At 61.9% G+C, this 12,023-nt stretch carries 9 protein-coding genes; 4 read left to right on the plus strand and 5 right to left on the minus strand.

Annotated elements, in window-relative coordinates:
- Positions 1-16 precede the first annotated feature (16 nt).
- From garD to ACPZMI_RS22850, 4 genes are all read right to left on the minus strand, one after another.
- Entirely contained in the window at positions 17-1,570 is a 1,554-nt protein-coding gene (gene garD / locus ACPZMI_RS22835) for a galactarate dehydratase (protein WP_125930023.1), read from the minus strand.
- Positions 1,571-1,649: 79 nt separating this feature from the next.
- On the minus strand, positions 1,650-3,005 hold the full coding sequence (locus tag ACPZMI_RS22840) for an MFS transporter (protein WP_288377240.1): 1,356 nt from the start codon (positions 3,003-3,005) through the stop codon (positions 1,650-1,652).
- Between the two features lie 102 nt (positions 3,006-3,107).
- The gene (kdgD, locus tag ACPZMI_RS22845; protein WP_186664298.1) at positions 3,108-4,019 is read right to left on the minus strand and encodes a 5-dehydro-4-deoxyglucarate dehydratase; all 912 of its coding nucleotides are present in this window, start codon (positions 4,017-4,019) and stop codon (positions 3,108-3,110) included.
- A gap of 404 nt (positions 4,020-4,423) precedes the next feature.
- Positions 4,424-5,236: a gamma-glutamyl-gamma-aminobutyrate hydrolase family protein gene (locus ACPZMI_RS22850; RefSeq protein ID WP_186664299.1), complete on the minus strand. Its 813-nt coding sequence runs from the start codon at positions 5,234-5,236 to the stop codon at positions 4,424-4,426.
- A gap of 414 nt (positions 5,237-5,650) precedes the next feature.
- Here ACPZMI_RS22850 and ACPZMI_RS22855 point away from each other — a divergent pair, with 414 nt between their 5' ends.
- A complete protein-coding gene (locus ACPZMI_RS22855) occupies positions 5,651-6,676 on the plus strand; it encodes an Ldh family oxidoreductase (RefSeq protein WP_426353137.1) in 1,026 nt (341 codons plus the stop codon).
- 1,019 nt (positions 6,677-7,695) lie between these two features.
- Here ACPZMI_RS22855 and ACPZMI_RS22860 read toward each other — a convergent pair.
- Complete coding sequence (locus ACPZMI_RS22860) at positions 7,696-8,193, minus strand: hypothetical protein (protein ID WP_186722201.1); 498 nt, start codon at positions 8,191-8,193, stop codon at positions 7,696-7,698.
- A 322-nt stretch (positions 8,194-8,515) separates the two neighbouring features.
- Here ACPZMI_RS22860 and ACPZMI_RS22865 point away from each other — a divergent pair, with 322 nt between their 5' ends.
- From ACPZMI_RS22865 to tpx, 3 genes are all read left to right on the plus strand, one after another.
- Positions 8,516-9,715, plus strand: coding sequence for an amino acid aminotransferase (locus tag ACPZMI_RS22865; protein ID WP_186664305.1), 1,200 nt, complete (start codon positions 8,516-8,518; stop codon positions 9,713-9,715).
- Positions 9,716-9,995: 280 nt separating this feature from the next.
- A complete protein-coding gene (locus ACPZMI_RS22870) occupies positions 9,996-11,276 on the plus strand; it encodes a serine/threonine transporter (protein WP_186664307.1) in 1,281 nt (426 codons plus the stop codon).
- A 123-nt stretch (positions 11,277-11,399) separates the two neighbouring features.
- Entirely contained in the window at positions 11,400-11,900 is a 501-nt protein-coding gene (gene tpx, locus ACPZMI_RS22875; RefSeq protein ID WP_186664309.1) for a thiol peroxidase, read from the plus strand.
- Positions 11,901-12,023 lie beyond the last annotated feature (123 nt).

Here is a 12,023-nt window from a genome sequence, read left to right on the forward strand (position 1 = left end):
CATGGAGGGAAGGCTGTCAGGTAATCGGTGCCGGGTTGAACAGGGTGATGTCGTTATGCAACTTGTGCCGCTCGGCCCAGGTCTGCTTGCGGCCGCTGGCAACGTCCAGGTAGTAGTGGAAGAGCTCCCAGCCCAGCTCCTCGATGCTTGCGCGGCCGCTGGCGATACGCCCGGCATCGATGTCGATCAGGTCGGGCCAGCGCTGGGCCAGTTCGCTGCGGGTGCAGACCTTGACCACGGGGGCCATGGCCAGCCCGTATGGTGTGCCGCGACCCGTGGTGAACACATGCAGGTTCATGCCCGCTGCCAGCTGCAGGGTGCCGCAGACGAAGTCGCTGGCCGGCGTCGCGCAGAAGATCAGGCCTTTGCGTGCGACGCGCTCGCCCGGGCCGACCACGCCCTGGATCGCAGCGCTGCCGGACTTGACGATCGAGCCCAGGGACTTTTCGACGATGTTCGACAGCCCGCCTTTCTTGTTGCCCGGCGTGGTGTTGGCGCTGCGGTCGGCTGCACCCTGTTGCAGGTAGCGGTCGTACCAGTCCATTTCGCGCACCAGCGCTTCGGCCACTTCCGGGGTTTCGGCACGGGAGGTGAGCATGTAGATGGCATCGCGGACCTCGGTGACCTCCGAGAACATCACCGTGGCACCGGCGCGCACCAGCAGGTCGGCGGCATAGCCCAGCGCCGGGTTGGCGGTGATGCCGGAGAAAGCATCGCTGCCGCCGCACTGCATGCCCAGGATCAGCTCACTGGCCGGCACCGTTTCGCGACGGCGCTGGTCGAGCTTCTTCAGGCGGGTTTCAGCCAGTTGCATGATCTGTTCGATCATCTCGACGAAACCCAGCGAAGCGTCCTGCAGGCGATACAGCCAGGGCTCGCTGAGGTCCACGGACGGGTCGTCTTCGTGCATCACCTGGCCGGCCTGCAGCTTTTCGCAACCCAGGCTGATGACCAGGGCTTCGCCGCCCAGGTTGGGGTTGCGCGCCAGGTTGCGCACGGTGCGGATGGGTATATAGGCGTCACGCGCGTTGATCGCCACGCCACAGCCGTAGCTGTGGGTGAGGGCGACCACGTCGTCGACGTTGGGATACTTGGGCAGCAGCTCGTCGCGGATGCGTTTGACCGCGTGGTCGAGCACGCCGGTCACGCATTGCACGGTGGTGGTGATGCCGAGGATGTTGCGGGTACCGACGGTGCCGTCGGCGTTGCGATAGCCTTCGAAAGTGAAGCCTTCAAGAGGTGGCAGGGCCGCGGGAACCGCGTCGCAGCGCGGCAGGCTGTCGAGTTCGGGGGCAGCGGGCATCGATAGCTGGGTTTCCTGAACCCAACTGCCCTGACGCAGGTCTTGCAGGGCATAACCGATGATCTGTCCATAGCGGCGTACAGGCTCGCCCTGGTGGATATCGACGGTGGCGACCTTGTGGCTTTGCGGCACGCCCTCGACCAGGGTCAGGCCATCGGCGAAGCGCGCACCTTCGCCCAGGCCACCGTCATTGACCACCACCACGACATTGTCGTCATCGTGCAGGCGGACGTAGCGGGGCGACTCGGAATGTTCGATCAACTGCATGGTCAGGCCCTTTTTGTGATTTCTTTCAGGCTTTTATACGGCCACCGACGCCCGTCCCGGGGCGCCGGCGTGCTTCTGGTTACTGGCGCGAGCCGGCCAGTTCGGCGTTGGGCGCCGCTTGCGGTGTGGCTTCGTCCTTGAGCTCGATGCGCTTGATCGGGCCGACGATCACCAGGTAGCTGAATACCGCTACCAGCGCATTGGCACCCACGTACACCAGTGCCCATTTGAACGAGCCGGTGGCACTGATGATGTAGCCGATGACGATCGGCGTGGTGATCGAAGCGATGTTGCCGAAGGTATTGAACAGGCCGCCCGAGAGCCCTGCGATCTGTTTGGGCGAGGTGTCGGCGACCACTGCCCAGCCCAGGGCGCCGATGCCTTTGCCAAAGAAGGCCAGGGTCATGAAGCCGACCACCATCCATTCGGCGTCGACGTAGTTGCAGAACACCATGGTGGTGGACAGCAACAGGCCACAGACGATGGGCAGCTTGCGCGAGAAGGTCAGCGAGTTGCCACGGCGCAGCAGCCAGTCCGACAGCACACCGCCCAGCACCCCACCGATGAAGCCGCAGATGGCCGGCAAGGAGGCGATGAAGCCGGCCTTGAGGATGGTCATGCCGCGCTCCTGCACCAGGTACACCGGGAACCAGGTCAGGAAGAAGTAGGTGATGGCGTTGATGCAGTACTGGCCCAGGTAAACGCCCAGCAGCATGCGGCTGGTCAGCAGTTGCTTGATGTAGCCCCATTTCGGGCCGTCGTTGCCGCGTTTCTGGTCCATGTCCACCAGGCCGCCGTTCTGCTCGATGTGCTCGAGTTCGGCCGGGCTGATGCGCGGATGCTGGCGAGGGTTGTAGATGGTCTTCATCCATACCATCGAGAACAGGATGCCCAGGCCACCCATGACCACGAACACGTGTTCCCAGCCGAAGCTGAACACGATCCAGCCCATCAGCGGTGCGAACAGCGCGGTGGCGAAGTACTGCGCCGAGTTGAAGATCGCCGAGGCCGTGCCGCGTTCGGCGGTGGGGAACCAGGCCGCAACGATCCGGGCGTTGCCCGGGAACGACGGGGCTTCGGCGAACCCGACCAGAAAGCGCAGGGTGAACAGGGTGACGACTGCCCAGGCCACCGGCAGGCCGCCGACGAAACCTTGCAGCAGGGTGAACAGCGACCAGGTGAAGATGCTGAATGCGTAGACGTTCTTCGAACCGAAGCGGTCCAGCAACCAGCCGCCGGGAATCTGCCCGGCCACGTAGGCCCAGCCGAAGGCGGAGAAGATATAACCGAGGGTGACCGCGTCGATGCCCAGATCCTTCTGCAGGCTTGAACCGGCGATAGCGATGGTGGCGCGGTCGGCGTAGTTGATCGTGGTCACCAGGAACAGCATGAACAGGATCAGGTAGCGTACATGCGTCTTTTTCGTCGCTTGCATGCTGGTGTTCTCCCACTATTTATTGTTGTGCGGGGCATTCGGATTGTGGGCCGGAGCGCGGCTGGCGCTCCGGCAGCGGCATTGGCAGGCCGCGGGGGTCGCTTATTGCGGGCCCATCTTGTCCATCAGGGCGGCGAGCATTTCGTACTCTTCGCCGGTCAGGTCGGTCAGCGGGGTGCGTACCGGGCCTGCGTCGTAGCCCGCGAGTTTGGCGCCGGCCTTGACGATGCTCACCGCGTAACCGGCCTTGCGGTTGCGGATGTCCAGGTACGGCAGGAAGAAGTCATCGATCAACTTGCCGACCGTGGCGTGATCGTCGCGGGCGATGGCGTTGTAGAAGTCCATTGCGGTCTTGGGTACGAAGTTGAACACGGCCGAGGAGTAGACCGGCACGCCCAGTGCCTTGTAAGCCGCAGCATACACCTCGGCGGTCGGCAGGCCACCCAGGTAGCTGAAGCGATCGCCCAGGCGGCGACGAATCGACACCATCAGCTCGATATCACCCAGGCCATCCTTGTAGCCGATCAGGTTCGGGCAGCGCTCAGCCAGTTTTTCGAGCTGTGCAGCGTTCAGGCGGCAGACGTTGCGGTTGTACACCACCACACCGATCTTCACCGACTTGCACACGGCTTCCACGTGGGCGGCTACGCCGTCCTGGCTGGCTTCGGTGAGGTAGTGCGGCAGCAGCAGCAAGCCTTTGGCACCCAGACGCTCGGCTTCCTGGGCGTACTCGATGGCCTGGCGGGTGGCACCGCCTACGCCAGCCAGGATCGGTACGGAGGTGGCGCAGGTGTCAACGGCAGTCTTGATCACCTGGCTGTATTCGCTGGCAGCGAGGGAGAAGAACTCACCGGTGCCTCCGGCGGCGAACAGCGCGCTGGCGCCGTAGGGGGCCAGCCATTCCAGACGCTTGATGTAGCCGGCGGGATTGAAGTCGCCCTGGGCGTTGAAGTCGGTGACGGGGAACGACAACAGGCCGTGGGAGAGGATGGATTTCAGTTCTTGTGGATTCATTGTTGTAGGCATCCTGGGGGCGCTTGGGTAAGAAGGTGTACCAAGGTGAGAGGTAGGTTATCGTACAACTTACACGATGACTAGCCCTGCCTGAGAAAATTTTTTAAGCGACTTCTATCCGCAGGGCCCTGCTGCGGTGCGCGTCAGCTCGAAGCGGATCAGCCAGAACTGTGCTTTTGTGGGAGCGGGCTCGTCCCGCGATAGAGCTGTAACAGCCAGCCGAAACGGCTGATCGTGCACTACGGCAGATCAGTCATCGTATGTCTTGAGGGGAAAAAAGATCGCGGAGACAGGCACAAGCCCGCCGCCCGCTTCCACGGGAAGTGTTCTGGGACCAGCAGAGGGTGACCGGGGAAGCAGGGGCGACCTTGCGCCGCCCCGCGATCAAAGCTAACGAAGAGGGGTCAGGCCGCCTGGTGGCGTTTGCTGGCCTGGGACTTGCGGACCTGGGCGCGGCAGGCGTCGCCGAAGGCTTGGAACATCTTGATCGAATCAGGGTTCTTCGCCGCTTGCCACTCGGGGTGCCACTGCACCGCGAACAGGAAGGGCGAAATGCTCGGTGCATGAATTGCCTCGACCAGGCCGTCTTCGGCGTGGGCGATCGGCTCGATGCCTTCACCCAGGTTGCGCAGGCCCTGACCGTGCAGCGAGTTCACGCGGATCTCGTCGGTGCCCAGGGTGTCGCGCAGCCAGCTACCGGGCTTGATCTTCACGCCGTGGGAGGCGGCGTATTGCACATCGACCGGGTCTTCAGGGTTTTCGCGGTGGTCGTTGAAGCCAGGTTCGGCGTAGACCTTCTGGTAGATGTCACCACCCAGGGCCACGTTGATTTCCTGCATGCCACGGCAGATGCCGAAGATCGGCAGGCCGCGGGCGATGGCCAGTTGTACCAGGGGGATGTCGAACAGGTCGCGATCCTTGTCCTGGGCCTTGCCGGGGGTTTCGTTCTCCTGGCCATAGAGGGCCGGATCGATATTGCTGCCGGCGCCGGTCAGGTAGACGCCGTCGGCCATGTCCAGGTACGCCTCGAGGGCGTCGGTGCCGCAGCAGGTAGGGACCAGAACCGGTACGCAGTCGGCGAAATCGACCAGGGGGGTGATGTATTTATGGGTCATGACCTGATAGTCGTGACCTTTGCGCTCTTGGGTACCCATGGTCATCAGGACGACGGGTTTGCGCAGGGCGGGTTGCTTGTTGCCAATGTTGCTGTTGGACATATGTCACCTTGGGACAGGTTTTACCTGTCGTTGTTGTGCAGGTCCGCGGCCTTGGGCCCTTGATGCGTGACCTGTGGTCCCGAGCACTGCCGGCGCGGCCTGAAGGCTGCGGACCGGTCGGGACATGCTTCATAGCTTGCCAGAGCCGTTTAATATGTCAAACGACTGGCGCGTCGGTTTCAGGGGGCGATCTGCCTGTTTTTGGGGGCTTCGCCTGCTGGAAGCCTGAGCCGACAAGGCTTTGGCAGGGCAGTCGGTCAATAATATTTAACGACGCAGTCGGGTCATTGCAGCGCTGCAATAAACCTGGCGTTTGCGCGCTTGCCGGATTTGACAGCACACCCTTGCCGAGGGAAGAGTGGCAGGCATTGCCCTGGGCTATCGCCATTCCAAATCCAATAAAGGGAGTTTCAGATGTCTGCACCATCCACCGACCCCGTCGTACGTGTGCCTCTTGCGCGATTGCAGGCGCTGTTGCAGCAGATCTTCCAGCGTCATGGATGCAGCGAGGCAGTGGCCGCAGTGCTGGCTGCCAACTGCGCCAGCGCCCAGCGCGATGGTGCTCACAGTCATGGTGTGTTCCGCATGCCGGGTTATGTCTCGACCCTTGCCAGCGGCTGGGTCGATGGACGTGCGGTGCCTGAGGTCACGGATGTCGCCCCGGCCTTCGTGCGGGTCGATGCCAGGGGCGGTTTCGCCCAGCCAGCCCTGGCGGCGGCACGCACGTTGTTGGTAGAGAAGGTGCGGCAGGCGGGTATTGCCGTGCTGGCTATCCATAACTCCCACCATTTCGCGGCGCTCTGGCCGGATGTGGAACCCTTCGCCGAAGAGGGCCTGGTTGCATTGAGCGTGGTCAACAGCATGACCTGCGTGGTACCCCATGGCGCCCGCAAACCGTTGTTCGGCACCAATCCCATCGCGTTCGCCGCGCCTTGCCAGGGGCTCGCCCCGATCGTCTTCGACATGGCCACCAGTGCCATGGCCCATGGTGATGTACAGATCGCCGCGCGCGAGGGTGAGCAGTTGCCGCCCGGTGTTGGCGTCGATGCCAAGGGTGAACCGACCACCGATCCCAAGGCCATCCTCGAAGGCGGCGCCTTACTGCCGTTCGGTGGGCATAAGGGCTCTGCGCTGTCGATGATGGTCGAGCTGCTCGCGGCGGCGCTGACGGGCGGGCATTTTTCCTGGGAGTTCGACTGGTCGCAGCATCCAGGCGCCAAGACACCCTGGACCGGACAGCTGATCATCGTCATCGACCCGAGCAAGGCTGAAGGTGGACGCTTTGCCGAGCGCAGCCGGGCGTTGGTGGAGCAGATGCAGGCGGCAGGGTTGTCGCGCCTGCCCGGGGAGCGGCGGTTCAGGGAGCGGGCGGTTTCGGAGCGGGAAGGGGTGGCGGTTGGTGGGCGTGACTGGCGAGAACTTCAGGCGATGGTGGACTGAACAGGGCCTGATTTGCACGTTGCTTTCAATCTCAGCTTTCGTCATGACGCGATAGATGAACGAGTTGGTAAAGCAGGCTGATCCCGGTAACCCATAGCAAGGAGCCCCATGTCACTCCATCCACTTGCAGGAGTTCATGACGTCCAATGGTGGTGCATGAGGTCATCCCGAGGATCATGAATACAAGGCACAGGCCCAGTCGGACGGACGTGCGTTTGCACAAATAATTGAGAGTTATGAAAAGGACCAAACAGCCAATCGTGGCGTAGAGCAGGGGCATACGTACTACTCCCGTGCTATCAAGAGGGAATTGATGAAGTTTGCGGGCCAATACCGCCATTGACCTGGGCGCTGATGGAAACAATCACGTCTCCAGCGTGAGTTGTAGATAATCTGCCTTTGAGCGTTCCCCTGACGCCCGGGGGCTGTCAGGGCTCACGGTCGAACCAGCGACTGCGCTCGAAGAGCAGAGGAAAGCCTGCCAATATAAGAAAGACGCTCCATTCTCCGCCGTTCCAATAGAGGACTTCGCGACTGCCTATATGAGTGCAGGTCGCAATGCCTGTTGTCAGGAAAAATAAATACAGGAGTCTGCGTAGCGCCACAGGCCTGCATAGTCAGTCGAGCAACAGGCTGGTGACGATAATGCACGCTATCTGGATTATTTCAGGCATCGTGCGCTTATAGAATTATCATGATGTTAGTCACCTGTATGTCCAGTGCCTTGAAATGGCATCGACTCTTGCCAGGGCGGCCTCGATCAGTTCTTTTGACGATCAAAGAACGAGGAGCGTTTCCACAGGAGAAAATACCCGAGGCTGGAAAAGAACCATCCCCACCACCCACCGTCCAATGCCAGTACTTGCTCTGTTCCCAGTTGGGAGCAAGTCGTGATACCCAGTGTGATGAGTGATAGCCCCAAAACGCGGCGGATGGTTGCGGATTTGCACTGCCACTCAAGTAGGACAGTGATCGTTAGCAGGGCGATGGTGAGATAAATTTCCGGCATCGCAAGCGTCTCAGAGAATAAGCGTCAAAGCTGAGACTTGAGGGCCAATACCGCCTTTGACCTGAGCCTCAAGTGAAACCAGTACATCCGAGGAATGGAAGGTGGGGAGCTGGTTCCTGATCGCGATTGTCGCCGCAGCCCCGGTTGTTCCTCCAGCAATCTTGCCTGCAAGTTTCCCGAAGGCTCCCGCAACTCCCGCTCCTGTAGCAGCGGAGATCGCCGCGCTAACCAACGCCGCCACTGTTATCCGGTTTTCGTTGAGCTGGTCGGCCTGCTCCCTCGTAAGTGGTCTAGATACGAGGATCTTGATATGACAGGGCAGTTTCCCCGGGAGCATCCGGTCGTACAGTTCCCGTGCCTTGATAGTCACCTTGTAGTGCGCTCCATGAACGGATGGCAGGCTCAGCTTGGGGAGGTCACAGCATTGACCCGGTTGGATGATGAATTCGCTGATGTCGAATGCGATCCCGTAGCGTCCGACATAGTGATGAGTCTTTTCAGCTCGCATGCGCGCTCTTCAGCTGATGGGCTGGCCCGACGAGCTGCGAACGATGCCGTGATGGAGATGCAGGAGTCTGCCGGCTTGATCTGGCTTTTCTGTGGGATATCTCCCGCGATCTTGCAAACGGCTCGCTCCCACGGGAGCCGCGCCAGTTTTCGGATTTTCAGCAAGACAGTGGCTGCTGCAAAAATCAACAGATGTACACTATCGGCACTGCTATGCAAACCTGCATTCACACCTTGCACATTCAGTGATGTTCCTTGCGCGTCACTGCAGGTATGCTCGGGGAAGCCTTTCCGAACTGTCCTGATCCAAGGAGCTGCACGCTGTGTTCAAACATGTCGATGCCTATGCCGGCGACCCGATTCTCTCGTTGATGGAAGCCTTCAAGGTCGATCCCCGCGCCGACAAGGTCAACCTGAGTATCGGTCTGTACTACGACGAAGCTGGCGTGGTGCCGCAGCTGCCGTCGGTGGGCAAGGTCGAGGAGCGTCTGGCCGGCCAGCCGCATGAAGCGTCGCTGTACCTGCCCATGGAAGGCCTGGCCAGCTACCGCCAGGCGATCCAGGCGCTGCTGTTCGGTGCCGACCATCCGGCAGTGACCGGCGGACGTGTCGCCACCGTGCAGACTGTGGGCGGCTCGGGTGCACTGAAAGTCGGTGCCGACTTCCTCAAGCGCTACTTCCCGCAGTCCGAGGTGTGGGTCAGCAATCCGACCTGGGACAACCATCGCGCGATCTTCGAAGGCGCGGGCTTCAAGGTGCACACCTACCCGTACTTCGACCAGGCCACCCGCGGCCTGGACTTCGACGGCATGCTGGCGAGCCTGCAGACCCTGGCCAAGCACAGCATCGTCCTGCTGCACCCGTGCTGCCACAACCCTACCGGCGTCGACCTGAGCCAGAGCCAGTGGCAGCAAGTGGTTGAGGTGGTCAAGGCTCGCGAGCTGATTCCGTTCCTCGACATCGCCTACCAGGGCTTCGGCGAAGGTCTGGCCGAAGACGCCTACGCTATCCGTGAAATGGCCCGTGCCGGTGTGCCGTGCCTGGTCAGCAACTCGTTCTCCAAGATCTTCTCGCTGTATGGCGAGCGGGTAGGGGGCCTGTCGGTGGTCAGCGATGATGCCCAGAGCGCCCAGAGCGTGCTGGGTCAGCTCAAGGCCACGGTGCGCCGCAACTACTCCAGCCCACCCAGCCATGGTGCGCTGCTGGTCGCCGGCGTGCTCGGCGATGCCGGCCTGAACGCCCAGTGGCAGGCGGAAGTCGAGACCATGCGCAAGCGTATCCTCGACATGCGCCAGGGGCTGGTCGATGCACTGGCCAAGCAGTTGCCAGGCCAGGACTTCCAGTTCTTCCTGCGCCAGCGTGGCATGTTCAGCTACACCGGCTTCAGTGCCGAGCAGGCGCGCCGCCTGCGTGACGAATTCGGTGTCTACATCATCGACAGCGGCCGGGTGTGCATGGCTGGCTTGCGTCCGGACAACCTGCAGCGTGTCGCCGAGGCGTTTGCGGCGGTGCAGCAGGGCTGATCCGCCGGGCCAGGCATGCCTGGCCTGTGGGATCGGGCTTGCCCGCGAAACAAAGAGGTGAGATTACCGACGCCTTCGCGGGCAAGTCGCAGCGGCGAACCGCCGCTCCCACAATGTTCCGCTTCCTTTTCCCAAAACAGGTGCCGTCCCTCGGACGGGGCTTCGCAATCGCCCCTATTCAGTGCACAATCGCGCCCCTCTTTTTCGGTTGAGGTGGCGTGAGGCTTCTATTTCGCCACTCTCAGCCTGTTGCAGTCTTGCGAGTGGAGTTGCACCCGGAATGAATGAGCAGGCCCAAAGCGTCGAACAACGCTTCGAATCGACCCAACAAGCCACCCTCGGTAGCTGGTCGCGTCAAGACACCACCTGGATGCTGGGCCTGTTCGGCACGGCCATCGGCGCAGGTACGCTGTTCCTGCCGATCAACGCCGGCCTCGGCGGCTTCTGGCCGCTGCTGATCCTGGCCGTGCTGGCCTTCCCCATGACCTACTACGCACACCGTGCGCTGACCCGTTTCGTGCTGTCCGGCAGCAAGGGCGGCGATATCACCGAGGTGGTCGAGGAGCATTTCGGCATCACCGCCGGTGCGCTGATCACCGTGCTGTACTTCTTCGCCATCTTCCCGATCCTGCTGATCTACAGCGTGGCGCTGACCAACACGGTCGCAAGCTTCATGGAGCACCAGTTGCACATGACGCCACCACCCCGCGCGATCCTCTCGTTCGTGCTGATCCTCGGCCTGCTGGCCATTGTGCGCTGCGGTGAGCAGGCCACGGTCAAGGTCATGAGCCTGCTGGTGTATCCCTTTATCGTCGCCCTGGCGCTGCTGGCCCTGTACCTGGTGCCGCACTGGAATGGTGGCATTCTCGATACTGCTGGCCAGTTGCCGTCTGGTTCGGCCTTCCTCCACACCCTGTGGCTGGCGATCCCGGTAATGGTGTTCTCGTTCAACCACTCGCCGATCATTTCGGCCTTCGCGGTTGATCAGAAGCGCCGTTATGGCGAGCATGCCGACGCGCGCAGTGGGCAGATCCTGGCCCGTGCCCATCTGCTGATGGTGGTGATGGTGCTGTTCTTCGTGTTCAGCTGCGTGCTGACCCTGAGCAGCGCGCAACTGGCCGAGGCCAAGGCGCAGAACCTGTCGATCCTGTCGTACCTGGCCAACCACTTCAGCAATCCGGCCATCGCCTTCGCCGCGCCGCTGATCGCGTTCGTCGCCATCGCCAAGTCGTTCCTGGGCCACTACATCGGTGCCAGCGAAGGCCTCAAGGGGATCATCGTCAAGACCGGCCTGCGCCCGGGTGCCAAGGCCCTGGATCGTGTGGTCGCGGCGCTGATGCTGGTGGTGTGCTGGATCGTCGCCACGCTCAATCCGAGCATTCTGGGCATGATCGAGTCGCTGGGCGGCCCGATCCTCGCGGTGCTGCTGTTCCTGATGCCGATGTACGCCATCCGTCGTGTGCCGTCGATGCGCAAGTACAGCGGCGCGATGTCCAACCTCTTCGTCGTGGCGATCGGCCTGGTGGCCCTGAGTTCGGTGGTCTACGGCCTGCTGAACTGAGGCCGTCGCACAGAGCAGGCGGGCGCGCGGCAATCCGCGCCTGCCTGTTGCTCGAAGCTTGCAGCCCGACGCTAAAAGCGATTAACTCGGAATCCTTTTCAAACCCCTATAAGGATTTCTGCCATGGCTCAAGTGACTCTCAAAGGCAACCCGGTTCAGGTCAAGGGCGAGCTGCCCAAGGTCGGTGCCCAGGCGCCTGCCTTTTCCCTGGTCGGCGAAGGCCTGGCCGACAAGTCGCTGAAGGACTATGCCGGCAAACGCAAGGTGCTGAACATCTTCCCGAGCGTCGACACTCCGACCTGCGCTACCTCGGTGCGCAAGTTCAATGCCCAGGCCAATGACCTGGCCAACACTGTGGTGCTGTGCATCTCCGCCGACCTGCCGTTCGCCCAGGCGCGCTTCTGCGGCGCCGAAGGCCTGGAGAATGTAAAGAACCTGTCGACCCTGCGTGGTCGTGAGTTCATCGAGAACTACGGCGTTGCCATCGCCGACGGCCCGCTGGCCGGCCTGACTGCCCGCGCCGTTGTGGTACTGGACGAGAACGACAAGGTGCTACACGCCGAACTGGTCGGGGAAATCGCCGACGAGCCGAACTACGACGCCGCTCTGGCTGTTCTGAAGTAAACGCGGGCAGAGGGCCGCAGTGCGGCCCCAGCGGTTTACACACTGTTACGCCGGCCCGGAAGCCATTCCGGGCCGTTTTCATTTAAAGTTCATCGTTTTAGCAACGTCAGCCAATGGTAAATG

This window comes from Pseudomonas wayambapalatensis (assembly GCF_049942315.1).
GTDB classification, from domain to species: Bacteria; Pseudomonadota; Gammaproteobacteria; order Pseudomonadales; family Pseudomonadaceae; genus Aquipseudomonas; species Aquipseudomonas wayambapalatensis.

Coding starts and splice junctions, on each gene's coding strand:
- garD (WP_125930023.1), bottom strand. CDS start 1,570: ATGCAGTTGATCGAACATTCCGAGTCGCCCCGCTACGTCCGCCTGCAC.
- ACPZMI_RS22870 (WP_186664307.1), top strand. CDS start 9,996: ATGAATGAGCAGGCCCAAAGCGTCGAACAACGCTTCGAATCGACCCAA.
- kdgD (WP_186664298.1), bottom strand. CDS start 4,019: ATGAATCCACAAGAACTGAAATCCATCCTCTCCCACGGCCTGTTGTCG.
- ACPZMI_RS22855 (WP_426353137.1), top strand. CDS start 5,651: ATGTCTGCACCATCCACCGACCCCGTCGTACGTGTGCCTCTTGCGCGA.
- ACPZMI_RS22850 (WP_186664299.1), bottom strand. CDS start 5,236: ATGTCCAACAGCAACATTGGCAACAAGCAACCCGCCCTGCGCAAACCC.
- ACPZMI_RS22840 (WP_288377240.1), bottom strand. CDS start 3,005: ATGCAAGCGACGAAAAAGACGCATGTACGCTACCTGATCCTGTTCATG.
- tpx (WP_186664309.1), top strand. CDS start 11,400: ATGGCTCAAGTGACTCTCAAAGGCAACCCGGTTCAGGTCAAGGGCGAG.
- ACPZMI_RS22860 (WP_186722201.1), bottom strand. CDS start 8,193: ATGCGAGCTGAAAAGACTCATCACTATGTCGGACGCTACGGGATCGCA.